7 protein-coding genes and 1 pseudogene are annotated in these 16,695 nt (G+C 64.3%); 3 read left to right on the forward strand and 5 right to left on the reverse strand.

Features of this window, described 5'->3' with window-relative positions; translation table 11 throughout:
* The first annotated feature begins 442 nt into the window (after positions 1-442).
* Positions 443-1,285: pseudogene (locus tag ACYVL2_RS19715) on the forward strand (IS5 family transposase).
* Between the two features lie 19 nt (positions 1,286-1,304).
* Positions 1,305-1,787, forward strand: a complete 483-nt coding sequence (locus ACYVL2_RS19720; RefSeq protein ID WP_460546522.1) for a transposase — start codon at positions 1,305-1,307, stop codon at positions 1,785-1,787.
* A gap of 34 nt (positions 1,788-1,821) precedes the next feature.
* Here the strand turns inward: ACYVL2_RS19720 and ACYVL2_RS19725 are convergent, their stop codons facing one another.
* From ACYVL2_RS19725 to ACYVL2_RS19745, 5 genes are read right to left on the reverse strand one after another with little or no spacing between them, the layout of a single operon-like run.
* Positions 1,822-2,184, reverse strand: a complete 363-nt coding sequence (locus ACYVL2_RS19725) for a hypothetical protein (protein ID WP_460546523.1) — start codon at positions 2,182-2,184, stop codon at positions 1,822-1,824.
* A 39-nt stretch (positions 2,185-2,223) separates the two neighbouring features.
* On the reverse strand, positions 2,224-8,550 hold the full coding sequence (locus ACYVL2_RS19730) for an RHS repeat domain-containing protein (RefSeq protein WP_460546524.1): 6,327 nt from the start codon (positions 8,548-8,550) through the stop codon (positions 2,224-2,226).
* A 40-nt stretch (positions 8,551-8,590) separates the two neighbouring features.
* Positions 8,591-12,166: a LamG-like jellyroll fold domain-containing protein gene (locus tag ACYVL2_RS19735; RefSeq protein WP_460546525.1), complete on the reverse strand. Its 3,576-nt coding sequence runs from the start codon at positions 12,164-12,166 to the stop codon at positions 8,591-8,593.
* A 56-nt stretch (positions 12,167-12,222) separates the two neighbouring features.
* Complete coding sequence (locus tag ACYVL2_RS19740) at positions 12,223-13,749, reverse strand: VCBS repeat-containing protein (protein WP_460546526.1); 1,527 nt, start codon at positions 13,747-13,749, stop codon at positions 12,223-12,225.
* A 53-nt stretch (positions 13,750-13,802) separates the two neighbouring features.
* Positions 13,803-15,236, reverse strand: a complete 1,434-nt coding sequence (locus tag ACYVL2_RS19745) for an FG-GAP-like repeat-containing protein (RefSeq protein ID WP_460546527.1) — start codon at positions 15,234-15,236, stop codon at positions 13,803-13,805.
* A 960-nt stretch (positions 15,237-16,196) separates the two neighbouring features.
* Here ACYVL2_RS19745 and ACYVL2_RS19750 point away from each other — a divergent pair.
* A partial coding sequence (locus ACYVL2_RS19750) for a transposase (protein ID WP_460546528.1) occupies positions 16,197-16,695 on the forward strand: 499 nt, incomplete at its 3' end.

The following is a 16,695-nucleotide window of genomic DNA, read 5'->3' on the forward strand; positions in this document are numbered from 1 at the left end:
GCAGTTTCGTTGTCGTTCAGGGTGATCCTCTCTTGCCGAAGCAGACTACTTCAGCTCGCTTGGATCACCCCGACCCCACAAAGTTCCGGACACACCCGATCAGGGAGATCTATCAAGCGCTCAAAGCGATGCAGCACAGCACGAGTCGCGCGACTTGACATCCATAGAAGCATCGGCAGGTGCTACCCCTCTACCGCGACCTCCACCAGGAGCTCCAGTGCTTTTCTACCCTGCGGCACTGCCGTTGTCGACAGCCACCCTGACGCACGTGTCGACCCTCGTCCGCGCCCACCGTAAACCATCCGTTCCCGATGGCGTCGCCTCCTCACCAGGTGACCAGGCACTGCTCACCTCGGCTTACCTGCATAAGAGCACATCCGGAATGGGGTTGTTGCAGGATTGAAGGTTTTCGTATCGCTCGTCCTGTCTGATGCTGACGGGTATGAGCGATGCGATCGAGTCCTACTGCCCGGATCTGCTGTGGAAACTGGCCGAACCGCTCCTGCCCGCCGCACCCCGACCAGAGCAGGGCGGCGGGAAGCGACGCGTCCACCCCGACCGGGCGATCCTGGCCGCTGTGGTCTACAAGGGCAAGACCGGCTGCGCCTGGGCCGATGTACCCCGGTCGGCTTTCGGCGCACCGAAATCGACCCTGCACGAACGGTTCGCCGCCTGGGTGCGCGGCGGGTTCTTCGAGGCGCTGCTGGCGGCGATCCACAATGAGCTCGGCGCGGCCGAGGCCATCGGCTGGCACCGGGCCGCGATCGACACGGTCTACCTTCGCGCCAAACGTGGCGGCGAGCACGTCGGCCCCAGCCCGGTCGACCGGGGCAAGCCCGGATCGAAAATCCACCTCGTCGCCGACGACCACGGCCTGCCGCTGGCCGTCGAGGTCACCGCAGCGAACGTCCACGACAAGCGGCTCCTGGAGACCCTGGTCGACAAGATCGGCCCGATCCGGGGCCGGAAGGGCAGGCCACGGCGCCGGCCCGACAAGCTCCACGGCGACAAAGGCTACGACTACGATGACTGCCGCGCCGCCCTGCGAGCCCGCGGCATCATCCCCAGAATCGCGAGGAAAGGCATCGAATCCTCCCAGCGGCTCGGCCGTCACCGTTGGAAGGTCGAGCGCACGATCGCCTGACTCGACGGCTTCCGCGCCTTGACCGTCCGCTACGAGCGCAAAGCCGCGCACTTCCTCGCGTTCGTCACCCTCGGAGCCGCAATGACCTGCTACAAGGCACTCGCCAAGCAGGCCAACAACCCCATTCCGGATGTGCTCTAAAGGCGAGCGACTGCGGCACTTGGCCTCTCGTTTCGGGATCCCAGAGGCGATCGCCTGGCGCCGGGTCCGCGAGACCATCGGCCTCCTCGCGGCCAAGGCGACCGGGCTGCGCCAGGCACTGCGGCGGGCCAAGCGCGCCGGCTGGGCGTTCGTGATCCTCGACGGCACGCTCATCCGCACGCAGCGCCATCGGCTCGACCGGCTCTACTACTCCGGCAAACACCGCCACCACGGTATGAATCTCCAAGCCATCGCCTCGCTGACCGGGGACCGCGGCCTTGATGAGGAACTGGTGGCCACGCCGTTCGGGGGCCGAGGCAAACCAGCCTGGCAGAAAGAGCACAACTGGTTCCACACACGACTGCGCAGACAAGGCGAGCGCGCGTTCGCGCAGCTCAAACAGTGGGGTGTGTTCGACCGAGTCCGCTGCGACCCACACCAGACCACTCAGATCGCCAAGGCCATCGGCGTACTCATCGAATACGACCGCCGATCACGATGAAAGAAATTCACTCAAGCCATCCTATTAATAGCCTTCAATTCCGGCTTTTCCTTACAATGAAGATAGCCTCTCCAATTGCGTGCACCAAGGCTCTATCAAACAAAGTTTGAGCAGCATCACCACTCATTGGGGAAATTCCTAGCTCATTGCCCCCTCGTATCATATTGCTGAGATTCTGAACATTAAGCGCCGTAACGGCGAGAAATGGCAAGACTGCAGCAATTCCCCATTCCCACACAATGGACTTTTCCTTAAGAAGGAAATCCAAGGCGAGGAGCACTACCCCACCTACAATAATAGAATATGTCAGTCTGACTGAAATAACGACCCTTCTATAGAGGGGATCCGACAAAATCTCTCGTTCGATCTTCGAATCGCCAAAACGAGCGGAACGCACAGCAACTCCTTCCATTGTCACCAGCACAGCGGGTCTGCATCAGCAAACCCAAACGTGCTCGCCAATACAGGTGTGACCAACTCCGACCTCGATAGTCAGTGGCAAAGGAATTTGATAGCCGATCTCCACCCCCAGACCAACTCCGCTACTCCACGTGGCATTCTGCCCATCAAGGGTCACCGACAACTCCACCAGTCCAACTACCCCTACCCCTGCTTCGACTCCGATGTAGCCGTCGGATCCCGCCAACTGGTCAGCACTTGATGCCGTGGACATTGCAACTGTCTCGCTAATCTCGAAACCGGATCCGGTACTGATACCCCCGTGCTTTCTGGTTATCGTCACAAGTCCATCTTCAAGAGTGTACATGCGGCAGATATCGCCACCAACCGCCAATATTGCTTGCCCACTAGCCGAATGACAGGTCCCAATTGAGCCGAGCTCGAGTATCTCTAGTAGCGGACGTAGAACTGTCTCACGCATGAGTTCAGAGTTCACCATTTCGGTAAGAATAGTCGATGCTTCCTCATCAGACATCAAATCGAGTTCTGACGTGTCAATTTCATCCAGTATGGATTCCGTAGACGAACCAGAATCATCCGACTCGCCTCCATCACCACAAGCACCACATCCGGGTGGATTTAGGTTGCCCTTGCCGTCGGCGCACTCGTACTTCGTATAGGGCCCGTTACAGGCAGGAGGTTGTGGGCCGCACTCCCAGGATGTATAAGGTCCGTTGCAGCCGCCGTTTCCACTGCCGCCGCTTCCTCCGACGATTGAAGCGGGGCGAAGGCCGGTCGGGTCGGTGAACGTCACCGGCGAGTTGTTGGAGTAGGCGTAACCGTTGAGCTGCTGAGCGTTGGTCAGATCGCCGATGGGGTCGACGGAGAGGAATCGGCCGGTGGTGGGGTTGTAGTCTCTGGCGCCGATGTGGGTGTAGCCGGTGGGGTCGATGGTGCCGCGGACGAAGCCGTACTGTCCGAGCCAGATGGGGTCGCCGCTGGCTGCGGTGGTGGCGGTGTGGAGGTTGTTGCCGTAGGGGTCGGAGTAGCGGCGGGTGACCTCGCCGGTTTGGCAGTCGAAGGCGACTGTGCCGGTGCCGTGGTGGTCGGTCAGTTGGATCTGTGCCTGGTCGCCGGCGGTCTCGACGCGGGCCGCGCCGCCGGGCAGGGCGACCGTGCGGGTCGAGGAGAGGGTGCCGGCGGTCTTGTCGAGGGTGATCTCCACACCGGCAACATACAGCGTCGCCACGGTATCGGTCGAGCGCATGACTCGGGCGCCGTCGGCGTCGTAGAAGAACTCGATCGTCCCGTCACCGACGTCGCCAGAAACGGCCCCGTGGCTGCTGGTGGCAGCGCCCGTGGTGGTGACCGTCTCGATCTTGCCGGTGGCGTCCCAGGTGAGGTTCTGTGCGAACCCCGTCGAGCCGGTCACCGAGGTGGTGTTGCCGGTCTGGTCATAGCCGAAGCTGGTGGCTTCGCCGGTGGCGGTGTCGGTGACCGTCTCGAGGGTGTGGGCGGTCTGGGTGCCGTGCGTGTAGTTCCAGGTCTGGTCGGTGCCGGTGCCGGTGGTGTCGTGGTCGGTGAGGCTGGTGCGGTTGCCGGCGGCATCGAAGGTGTAGGACTGCCAGTACGCGGCCGCGCCATCGACGCCGGTGGTCTCGGGTCCGCCGGTGCATGCGCTGGAGTCGGTTCCGGCGGCGGCGGTGGTCCATGCTTCGGTGAGGCGGCGGAGTCCGTCATATGAGTAGCATTCGGCTTGGCGTTCCATGTTCTGGGCGTTGGCCGAGTCGACGACGGATAGTACGTTGCCGGCGTCGTCGTAGTCGTAGGTGGCATTGGTGAGGCTGCCGGGACGGTCGAGGGCCTCGATCCAGGTCTGCGTGAGGCGGCCGGCCGGTCCGTAGCGGTTGGTTTGCTCGATCGTGGCTGCGGTGGTGGGGTATTGAACGCTGGAGAGGCGGCCGGTCGGCTCGTAGTAGATGTTGTCGGCGTAGGTGCCGTCGATGCCGCTCATCTCGGTGATTCGGCCGAGCTGGTCGCGTTCGTGGATGACCGCTTCTGCATCGAGGCCGCCGAATGCCGACCAGGTCCGGCCCTTGGTGGTGCCGTCGATGTAGTAGTCGGTGCCGAACTTGTAGGTGCCGGCGAGGTCTCCCGCGGTATCGCCTGAGATGACCACGCCTTCGCTGATCGGCTGATAGTCCCAGTTGCGGGTGTAGACGATCTTAGTGATCGTCATCCCGTTCTCGTAGGAGACTGCTCCAGTTTCGTATCCCTTGAGAACTGAATCGTAAACGCGGCGAGTCAGTCGCGTGCCGGATGTCGGGTCTCCGTCCCAAGTTTCGGTGGGCCGGGAGAGCTCGTCATAGACCGTAGTGACGGTTTGGCCTCGTGCGTCGGTGGTGCTGACCAGGTTGCCCAGCACGTCGTAGCTGTAGGTGGTGTGGCCGGTGTCGGGGTCGGTCGCTTCGGTTTTGCGGCCGCGCTGGTCGTACTCGAAGGACCAGGTATTACCGTCGAAATCGGTGACCGTGGCCAGGTCGCCGGTGGGGGTGTAGTCGTAGGTCGTGGCTTGGAATTGGCCGCTCGGCACGTTGTCGAGATACTGGCGCAGTTCGGTGGTCTGGCCGCGAGCGTCAGTGAACGTGGTGGTCGCCGTGCCGCCATCGGGGACGGTGACACTGGTCTGGTCGGTCCAGTGTTCGGTGGTGGTGCGCCAGAGTTCCTGGCCGGCTTCGGCGGTGATCGTTGCGGTGGTGCGGCCGAGGTCGTCGTATTCGGTGATCCTCTGGACCTCTAGCTCACCGGAGTCGACGACCAGGAGCGTCTGGGCAGGGGCGCCGGCGGCGAAGTAGACGTCGTTGACCTGTTTGGTGCGGCCGAGGGCGTCATAGACGGTGTCGGTGACCAGGCGGCCATCGTCGGGGCCGGTGGCTTGGTTTTGTCGGGTCCGCAGCAATCCGTCGAATATTTCGATGCTCTTGGTGTAGGAGACACGGTCTTCCTCGAGTTGTTCGGTGGTCACGGCCACCGGAGCGGTATCCGTCACCGAGTAACTGAACCGCAGGTAGGGGTTCGAGGAGTCCGAGTCGGGGTTCTGGAACGGCATCCATGCCTTGGTCAGGCGCCCGAGCGCATCGTAGGCCAGTTCGGTGGTTTTGCCGTTCGCGTCGGTGGTGGCCACTTGGAGGTGCCGGAGCGGCTCGTAGGAGATCGAGGAGACGTGGCCGAGTGGATTCGTGATGGTCTGTCCGGTGTTGCGTCCGGTCTGGTCGGTGTAGGCGGTGGTCGTGGTGTGCCCTGCCGCGTCGGTGACGGTCAGGGCGCGACCGTAGTGGTCGTAGGTGGTCTCGGCGGTCGTCACGTAGTCAGCGTTGGCCCCGTCGTGGGAAGCGATCGTCTCGACCGCGGTCATGAGGCCCTTGACGGGCGCTGTACCGAAGGCACCGTCGTCGTAGTGGGTGCGGATATCGGAAATGACGTCGGTGGCACGTTCCGGGGTGGCCGAGCACTTGACGGCGACGGTCTCAATGCGTTTGGTGTAATCGATCAGCCAGTCGCCGGTGTTATGAGCGTATTCGTAGCGGGTGCACCGGTTGTCGGCCGCCGTGGTGTCGTCGCCGAAGTCGTCTGTGCTGGTGATCAGGCCGTAGGTGTTGTCCCAGTCCGAGTCCGAGGTCGTGGTGCGCCAGGTCCCGTCGGCCTTGAGCTGTGCGGTGCGGGTGGTGTTGTCGCGAACGAATGCCGCGGTGATCTCGCCCCAGTCGTGGGCATCGGTTGCGGTGACATGTCGCCAGTAGTTGTTGGAGGTCTTGGCGAGGACCTGTCCGTCGTTGTAGGCGATGGAGTCCAGGACGCGGCCGGACAGTTCGTCGTAGTCGGTGTGGGTGTACCCGAGTGCGTCGGTCAGTGTGACCGAGCGGGTGCCGCCTGCGCCGTTGTCGTCACCGTGCATGCCCTGGTAATAGTTCGTCACCTGCTTGGTCTCCAGAGTGGTGTCCGGGGCGCCGATGGTGGTGACGGTGCCGTAGCCGCGCCAGTCGGCCCAGGTGAGGTTGTCTTCGTCGCCGATGCCCTTGTACTGGGTGTGCCGCCAAGCGGGATCCGAGTACTGATAGCGGGTGACCTGGTCCGGGCTTTCGCCGGTGCGGTCAGAGACGGTGACCTCGGTGACCACGTATTTGTGGAACCAGTCGGTGATGTCGTCGTCCTTCGAGGCTGGCTGCCAGATGACCGGGAAGCAGCGCCGCCCGTTCGATGACGGTGTCGGGGTGTCGGTCGTGGTGCAGTCTTCACTCGAATAGACGACATCGATCTGTCCGCCGGTGTCGGTGTAGACCGTGGCCAGTCGTGACCGGATGAGCGGGGAGATGTTGTCACCGGTCTGGTCGACCCGGTTCTCCTTCTGTACCGGCAGCAGTGTCGTCGGCGGCAGCGTGATGTCCGGGCCACTTCCGGCCTTGCCGGTGCGGGTGATCGAGTCCAGCCACAGGGTGCGGGTGAGGTCGCCGTTGGAGACGAATGAGTGCGTCAGCTGCCACGAATCCACGGGAGCGTACGCGCTGCCGTCATGGACCTGGGTGGTGATGCCGGTCAGGCGTTTGCGGGTCCAGAATGTCGGGCTCGATTGGTTGGCTTGGCATTCGGCGCCGGAGTCGCAGTGGCGGTCCCACGGGACGTCGGGCCAATCGGAGGCGGTATCGTCGTTCAGCGCCGAGGCCGAGCAGTCGTCCGATGAGTCGTACTCGATGCAGCGTTCGGCGACGGTGAACATGACGCGGGCCGGCGCGGTCGCATACGGATCGTCCTCGCGGAGTCCGTATTCGATACGTTTGAGGTAGCCGCCGCGGGTATAGCGGTCACCGTTGACGGTGGTGTCGCCGTGCCTGGCGTAGTGGTTGATCTCTTCGGTGTAGTAGTAGGCCATGGCCGCGCCCGTCGGGTCGACCACGTAGTCGAGATTCCACCGCCAGGCCTGGTCGCAGTGGGCCTCGGCGAACGTCGAGTCGTAGCAGGGCTCGCCGGTGTCGTCGCCGAAGACCGGGACGGTCCAGGTCGAGTTCGTGGTCGGGTCACCGGAGCCATACCCGGGGAGCTTGTGACGGCCGAAGTAGTACTGGGTGCCGTCGACGGTGGTGACCTTCCAGTACTCGCCGTTGTTGTCGCCGTTGCCGGCGCCGGTGAGCCGCTCGACCTTGGATCCGTCGTCGCCCGAGATGCGCCAGGTGTCGCCGTCTTTGACCAGATCCCCAGACGCACCGCTCAAGACGATGGAGGCGTTATCCCACGCCCAGCACTGGTCGCCGGCACCGGCTACGCCATCGTGGCCATCGTCGGCGCAGGACTGGTAGGACCGCTCGATATAGCCCGGTTCGTAGGTGAAGCCCTCGCCGATCCATGAACCCTGGTTGTTCGTCGCCGCCGTCCGGCCATCAGAGGTCTGCGAGGAGTAACCGAGGGTGATGTCCGGGGCCAGGCCGCCGATCACCGGCGGGGTCTCGATCGCGTACGACCATTGGAACGCCCCAGAAGATCCCCCATGCGACCACTCTGACGACGGCGCGAGCGCGGTCGCGGTGTAGTCACCCTGCTCCGAGGACTCCCCTGCGGCGACAGCCATCACCGTCGTCGACGAACCCGACGCAGTCTGCGCCGAGGCTTGCGACGAAGTCGGGACCATTCCATGGCCCGCAGAAGCGACTGGAACGCTGCCTCCGCCTCGGTGTCCCTCATCGGTGTCGACAACGAACGTCAACGTCTGCGCTTCGCCGTTGTTGGCTCCCTCGACGTGCCTTGCACTGCCGGCACAGTCCTTGCCGGTGTCGGCAAAGCAGTCCGGCAAATGCCAGGCCGTGAGTCGGGCACCGTAGGAACCGCCGTAGTAAGCGGCCATGGTCTCGTAGTCGATCGCGACCTCGACCTCACCGCCGTCACCGGCCACTGCCAGCAGCACCCCTGAGACTCCGGCCGTATCGGCATCCGCGGCAGGCAGGAGGCCCACCTCCACGTGGTCGGGACTGCCCTCATCGACGCGGGCCACCGTGACCGGAAGTCCGCCCAACGTCGCCGAGTCGGATCCTGAAGTCAAGTCAAATTGACGCACATCCGCTTCGGGCCACGTCGCTTCGACTGGAGCCTCGGCCGCCAAGTCATTGTGCTCGCGTGCCTCGACTTCCCCATCTCGGCCTTCGGCTGGGTCGCCGAACCCCGGATGGACAGGAGTCTCCGCCAGATAAGGCAGGTCGAGACCGCCGATGGCAAAGGCCGACAGCAGCGACATCGCTGCCATGAGCACGGCGAAGCGACGGCGCGCCTGGGCCAGGTGCGATCGGGCATCCAGCGGGTGCAGGGCTGGGGCAGACATGGCGTCTCCTGTTCCTTCCCGGGAATTCAGGGGCGTAGGGCTAGAGCTCGGGGCGTTCGTCGGAAGTGGCCAGGGACAGTTGCGCGATGACGGTGTCGTGGAGGACGCCGCTATAGGCGCGGACTTCGTCGATCACACCGGCGAAGTAGCCGCCATGGGTTCCTGCGGCAAAGCCGCGGCCAACCTGCAGGCCTCCGGTAGCCGTCCAGGTGGACAGGAGCGGCTCGGAGAGCGCCTCCGAGGCGGTGCCATCGACATACAGGCGTGCTTGGCCGGTGATGCCGTCGAAAACCACTGCGATGAGTTGGCCCTGAGAGGCGTTCGTCGGGTCGATGTTGCTAGAGACGGCGACCGTCTCGGCCGCGGTTTCGTCGGACTTGGCCATGCGAAGTTCCCACTTGCCCGTCCCGGCGTTGTAGCCGACCTCGATCGCGGCCGCATTCGACCCGGGGATCGACAGCGCGGTCATGGAACTGCTCGGTGCCGCGGTCTCCAACCGGACACGGGCCGTCAGTGTGAATGACCGCGCCGTGTCCACGACGGGGTTGGCGACCGCCGCGTAGCCATCGGTTCCATCGAGCATCAGGTCCCCCGAACCTGTCAGTGGCATCGGGGCATCGGTGATCGGGAATCCGAACTCGTCGTATTCGGGGCCGGAGTTGATCGAGGCACCACCGGACAGGACGGCATCGAGATCAGCGTTGTCGTATTCAGGGGAGCCTTCGTCGCCGACGGTGTTGAATTGCCAGTAACCGGAGCGGACGGCGACCTGCCAGCCCAACTCTTCGGCTTCGCCCGGGGGCACCACGCGGTCGAAGACCCGGACATCAGCGATCGAGCCGGCGAAGTGGCCGTCCCAGTGCCCGCCGATGTTCGCTCGACCGATCTGAACGGTGCCGTCGCCCCACCAGCTCGTCTCCCGATCGGCCGATGCGACCTCGGCACCGTTCAAGTACAGCCGCATCTGCCCGGTGTAGTCGTTCCAAACCCCGACCAGATGCACCCATTCGCTCTGATTGGCGGTGGTGACCGTGCCACCGGTCGCTTCCCAAGCGGTAAAGGCGGCCATAGGCATATCCGGCATGGACAGCACCCAAGTACCGCTGGTGTCCGAAGTCGACCGGTAACCCAGGGACATCCCCGCCTCGCCGACCCCTCCGTCGATCGAGGCGATCACGCCGTCACTGGAAAGTTCGTCGATCTTCGCCCATGCCGCGATCGCCGCGCCTTGCCCGGTCGGTGCGATGTCGTAGCCATCGGTCGATATGAAGGCCTCTTCAGTGCCATCGAAGGCAGCAGCGGTCATGGTGCCGGGGCCGTCGACGCCGAAGGTGACCCCGGAGCCGGGTGTGCCCGGGTTCGCCCCGTCAAGATCCTCCGCTTCGCCGGCCCCTGCGGGATCGCCAAGGGCCCAGACTCCGGCCGGATCGGCGGCTGCGACCCGGAAGGAGTACGAGTTCGAAGCCGAGTTCCCCGCAGCGTCGACCGCGACCACGGTCGCCACCTGGCGGCCGGGCACGGTCGGCAAGAACTCCGCCACCGCATCAGCGCCCATCGTGTTCAAATCGATCGTCCGCGGGCCCTCGTCATCTTTGTTGAAGTCGACCTTGTAGGCGGTGATGTCGTCATCGACCGTCGACAAGGTCAACTCTCCGAGCTCGCCGACCATCGGCACAATCGGATCCGGCTCGCCACCTATACCGATGGGGAAGTCGCTGCTGGACACGCTTGGCGGCGAGGGCACGGTTGCGTCATAGGTGAACCGGCACCGTGCCGGAGCGCCGACCCACGACCACGAGGAATACGCTTCGCCGTCATGAGTCTGCGCTATCCACCCGATCGGCTCGCCCTCCGGCAAAGCCGGAAGTCCGGAGGCCGTGGACAAGTCGAACTTGAACTCCGATCCCGAGGCTTTATACGACGACCACGGCGAGGTCCACGTGTTCGCGTCATTGGCACCCCACACCAGCTTGAACCGCATCCGCACCTGGTCCTTGTCGGCATCGGTTCCGGTCGCGTGCAAGACTGGCCACTCATTCACATACGAGTCGGCGCTGATGGTGTAGGTGCACGCCGGGCCCGGGGTGGAGTACATGTCGCCCGTGTCCGGCTGATCTGGCGGGGTGTTGTAGTGCACCCGCAGGTGCGCGTTGTTGCAGATGCGGATCCACCGCTCCGAGATCGTCTCAGACCAGTTGCGGACCTGGAACGACAGCGTCGACTTGCCAGAGTCGGCCGCGCTTTGGACCGTCGAGGTAATGCCCCACTCCATCGCATGTGCGGAGTTGTTCGACGGTGTCGAGCACTCGTCGCCGGTGGCGGCCGGGGCGTCAGCTCTCGTGATGTTCGAATAGCCGGGCTTGTTGTTCCAGTTCAGCGACGAGGAAAACCCTGAGACCTTGTCCAGGTAGATGTCGTAGCCGGTCTCGTGGTTGTCGTGGTACCAGTTGTAGCGGACGGTCACCGCGAACTCGGCCGAGAGGATGTCCTTACCCTTGTAGAGGGAAGTCGGGACCCGGAAGAATTGCCGCTTCTTCGTCGACCCGCTGTTGTAGGTCCCGACGCCTTCCCCATGGGAGCCGTTCGACCATTTCCAATACTCCTCGTTCGGGTAATCCGATGCGATCATCGCCCACGCCGTCCGCAGCTCATCGCTGTAAACCGGGTCGATGTAGACCGGATATACCGTGTCGTCGCCAGTCAGAAGTTGTTGGTCAGGGGTCAGCACAATCGAAGATCCCACACCGCTGATACCAACCTCGGCCTGCCGCCCGAACTCGGCGGCGAGATCCTGCGCGGTCGCCGGGTCCGACAGGTCCATCGCCCCGACCGACGGGATCGTCTCGGCCGCTTCAGCAACCCCCGAGGAATCCCACATTGTCGGTGAATCCGCCCCGATCCACGCATCCAGCGTATCGACATCAACGACCGCCACGCCGCCCTCAGGAGTGGTCTCCACCGCCGAACCGTCTACGGTCACCGGCCAGTCGATATCAGCAAGCCCTGGATTAGCCGCAGCCTCAGCGGACTTGACCACTAGCGTGTGCGTGAAGCCGCTCTCCAACGCCGTCACCCGCAGATCCACCTCCGGGAGCACCTCAGCGTAGACGGCGGTATCACCATCCAGCACCGGAGCAGGCAGATCCCCAGGCCAATCGAGCGTCATCACGTGACCGTTCTTGGCGACCGTCACCATCGGTTCAGAGCCGCCAGCCGAAAACCGCAACTGCACCGTCGCCGCCCGCGGCGCGATCGATCCGTCATCGGATACCTCCAATGTCGGGTCTATATCGACCCAGACGCCGTCAATCATGGTGCGCACAGGCCCGGCATACTCATTCGCCACGAACGACCCGTCCGGCTGCGCCCACACGTCCCGCTGCTCCGACCGCAGACTGAGCACCTCAACCTGCTGACCGGAAGCTTCGGCTTCGGCGAGGGCTTCGGCCTCTGAGGGCGCGACACCGTCGGTCTCGGCCCCAGGATCTTCTTGGGCCTGAGCGGTGGGCGCCTGCTCGCTGTTCCAGGGCCAGGTGATCAAGCCGGCGGTCACGATCGCGGCCAGGGCCGCGACGCCGAGCAGCTTCGCTCGAGGGCCGAGGGGTTCGCTTCGCATCAGAGTCCTTCTACTCTTCGGGGCGCGGGGGTGTCGGTTGCTGTTGCGGGTGCCGTTCATGCCAGAGACGCCCCGAACGATCCGGTACCGATGTCGGTCAGGTCGAAGTCGGCTGGGGTGTAGACGAGGTGCGGGTCGGTGGCGCCTGCGGTGAGGTTGTCCCACGGGATGCCGTATACGGCAGGGCTGGTCGACCACGGGTCGGCGATGAACAGATGGGTGGCCGTGGCCTGCATCGAGGAGCCGAGCCGCGTGCCTGCCTGCCGGTCGACTCCAGCACTCTCCAGTTCGGGCATGGCGTTGACATCGTGGTCGCCCGGAGCACCGATCAAGGAGAACACTTGCACGGTGCCGCGGTCGCTCAGACCCTCGCCTGCGATGTCCTCGCCCGGGCTGCCGACGGCAACGAGCAGATCGTCCCAATCGACAGCCTGGCTCGGCGTCCGGTTCACCGCCGTCAGCGTCGAGCCGAAGAAGTCACCATGGTCGCGTTCACCGTCAACACCAGTGGAGTCTGGGTGGAACGCGGCACGTTGGCTGGCCGATTGTTCGATGTCGAACTCGAACACCCAGCCGCTGTCGAGGTCCTCACCGCCAACGGGTTCCTCACCCGGAGCGCTGATGGTCACCATGGTGGCGGTACTGCCACCGCCTGGCGGGATGTAATCCACCATTGCCAGCGAGTAGCCCATCATGTCGCCAACCTCAGTGCCCCCGGAGACTCCGGGCGCGTCCTGTTGGATATCGCCGATGCAGGGTGGGACCGAGCCCGCGTGGTTGTGGGCGAACACATGTGCCGCGCCAGCGTAGTCGTCGGCGCCTATGGCCTCTCCGGGCGCTCCGATCGCGAACGCCATGCCCGAAGCGGCCACCGAGTATCCGTACCCGTCGCCGGTTTCGGCAGATCCGGGAACGCCGGTCGAGTTCTGGTGCACATTCACCGCTGCGTCCGGGGTCGCGTAGACCACCGCGCCGGCGTCGGTGACCGTCCCGATCGACTCGCCCGGAGCACCGGCTACCAAGTACGGCAACCCAGCAGCCTGTGTCCCGGCGGCCAGGCTGAACCCGAACCGGTCCCCCGTCTCCGAGCCCGCACTGGTACCGAATGCCCCTTGCCCCAATGAGTCGGCGCTCGTGACGTCCAACCCATTGGGCGAGCCTGGAATGAACACCACAATCCCGGCGTCGGCGAGCGTATTGTTGCTCCAGTCCTCGAACGGGACGCCTACGAACAGGTCCGCGCAGCCGTCCCCATTCCAATCGGTCGATGCCAGCGAGTAGCCGAACCGGTCCCCGGCAGCGGCATCGTTGTCGGCGACGTTGCGCTGTGTAACTGACTGCGTTCGCCCGTCGGCGTAGGCGATGTGGACCGCACCCGAACGGGCAGCGCCCGCCACCGTCGCGTCCGGGTCACCGATGGCCAGGTCGGCGCTCCCGTCGCCATCGAAGTCGGAGTCCGTGCCGCCGGTGCATGCCTGCGCTTGCGCCGGTGAAGAGGCAGTCGCCAAACCTGCCACCGCCAGCACCATCACTCCGGCGACAGCCAACAACCGGCGTCTTCCATAACCAGCTGCGAACTCCATGCGGGTCGACCTTCCATGGGCCGGGACGGACGGGGGCCAATATTCGAGATCACTCATGCCAGGGCCGCTCCGAACGAGGCGACATCGGCATCGCTTAGACCGAAGTCGGCAGGCTTGTAGACCACGACCAGGTCCGCGCCGTCGGCGACGATGTTGTCCCAGGGGATGCCGTAGACGCCGGGGCTCGACGACCAAGCGTCAGCGATATATAGGTAATCGGCCGTGGCATGGACCGAAGTACCCAGACGAGCCCCGGATTCCGAGGTGATGCCGGCTCCCTCAAGCGCGCCGTCGACCGCGAAGTCGTGATCGCCGGGCTCGCCCACCATGGAGAACCCCTGCACTAGGCCGCGCCCCATCAGTGCTTCGTCGTCCGTGTCCTCGCCTGGCGCCCCCACGGCCAATAGCAGGTCGTCCCACGAAACGCCTTGTCGGTCTGGCGTCCGATTGACCACCGCCAAGGCACCTCCAAAGAAGTCACCGTCTTCGCGCGACCCGGCCACACCGGTCGAGCCTTGACTGAACACGGTCCTTTGCGTCAAGGAATCCTCGGCCTCGAACACATAGACACTGCCCTGATCCACACCGGCATTGGGGTCAGAGACCACACCGTCCTCGCCAGGAGACGAAGCCACGACCAATGTCGATGGATTAAACGGCGAGCTGAGCACGGGAAGGTAGTCGACCATCGCTACAGCGTGGCCGAGCATATCGCCTTCCTCGGCCACACCGGATATTCCAGGCGAATCCTGATCAACACCGCCGATAACAGACGGCACTGTGGATGCGCTGTTGTGGTCGAACGTGTGGACGGTGCCCGCGTATTCGAGCGGTCCAATCGCCTCGCCTGGCGCGCCGACGGTGAATCCAGACGGTGAGGCCGCCAATGAATAACCGTAGAGGTCACCGGCCTCCACTACGCCTGGCACGCCGGTGGAATCTTGATGGATGTGCACCGCGCCGCTCGGATTGGCGTAGACGAGCATCCCGGCCTCGGCCACTGTGCCGACTGATTCGCCAGGGGCGCCCGCCACAAGAAACGGTGTCCCGTTCGCCCTGTTCCCTGCGGCGAGGCTGTAGCCGAACCGGTCACCGGCCTCGGCGCCCGCACCAGTGCCGAATGCACTTTGCGCCCAGATGTCGACGGCCGCGGTGTTGAGACCGAACGGCGATCCGGGAACAAGAATGATCACACCGGCATCGACTTTGGAGTCCTGAGACCAGTCTTCAAACGGTACTCCCACCAGCAAGTCACTGCAGCCGTCTTCGTTCCAGTCAACCGCGGCCATGGAAAAGCCGAACCGATCGCCGGCGGCGTTGTCGTTGCCGGTGATGTCCTCCTGCGACACGGTCTGTGTGACTGTTCCGGTCCCTGTGCCGTCGCCGTATGCGATGTGGACCCGCCCGGCCCGTTCCGCGGAGCCGACGGTCGCATCCGGGTCGCCGATCACGACATCGGCGTGCCCGTCACCGTTGAAGTCAGTCACCGAGCTGCTCGTGCAAGCCTGCGCCTTGGCGGGCACCGAACCGGCTATGAGACCACAGGAAGCGATAAGAGCGAGAACAGCAACGCGGGCGGCACTGCGGCTCGACCCTCGCGAGCGGGGCGGCAGGGGGTGACTGAGCACAAGGGGCCTTTTCAATTGACGACACGGGCACGGCTCGACCAGTGGGGACTGTCGAACCGGGAGTAAGTTAGCGAACCGCAGCGGCGCCGTCAAGCGCTTCCACAGCGTCACCACCAAAATCAGAAACGACATATCGGATATTTACGCATCTCGAAGTCGCCCCTCACGGCACTATCGCCCCCGTTGCGATACACCCTGCGAAACCGTCGCCGTCCCATCGAAGCCCCAGCACAACGAGCAAATCGGACATCACCCGCAGCAGCGAACGCAACGTCACCGACCGAACTCTCACTGCCATGTTGATAACAATTCAGTAACAACGTCACTGTGGTTCGATCGGTCACGGCCAGCGGGGGCGAAAGCCCACTCACCGAGTGCGCATAGTCGGGCGTGGAGCCGGTTGCCCTCGTTCTGCCGCTTCGGTCAGCCAGTACCCACAACGGCGCGACCCCGACCTGGCCGTCGAGCCCTCGGCAGCCCTTGCAACCCACGGCAGACAAGCCGCCTCACGCAGCGGACCCGGCAGAAGGGAGACCGTCGCTGCGGCGTTTTCGTGGAGCGGGCCGCAGATCGCCCCTGAGATCCAAAGCAGGTCGCCGCGATCATCGTTCATCGCCTCGAGGTTCACCGTGCGGCGCTTGGCTGAGTTCGGGCACGACTCGCCATCATGTATCACCGCTTCAGACCACAGGGTCTCTAGCCTCAGCTATTCTGCGTCCCAACGTCCTTGATGGAACCCGACGAAGAAAGGTGCCCGTTCACCTGCGAAAATGCGTGTGCTTAGTACACAAGAACGCGGGTTGAAGGAGCACCTTTCAGGTGAAGGGTATCGGATGGGATCGGGGCCTGAACGTGGCCGCTGACGGCAAGGGCCTGGTCGGACACGCAGGCGTAGTGCTGCTGCGCCGCCTCGCCGACCGGATCGGCCTGACCGGCGAACTCGCCAAGGCGCTGCCGACCTCGGCAGGTCGCGGCTGGCTGGATCGGAGCATCGTGCTGGTGCAATTGGTGATTGCGATTGTTTTGGGCGCGCAGAATCTGTCCGACGCCGAGCGTCTGACCGAGCATCACCGGCCGCTGGGGCTCTCGGGCGGATCGGACTCGACCATGCGGCGCCTGCTGGCCGGACTGGACGCGAGGGCGTATCGACGTCTCGCCCGGGCCCGCTCGCGGGTCCGCTCCCGCGTATGGGCCCTGCTGGCCGCGGCTGACCAGGGGTTTCCCTGGGTCGCGATCGCGGGCAAGACGTTGACCGGCTGGTCCGTGATCGACATGGACGCCACCATCATCACCTGCGCCACCAGGAAAGAGGGCGCGG

The sequence above is a fragment of the Glycomyces halotolerans genome, from assembly GCF_054779575.1.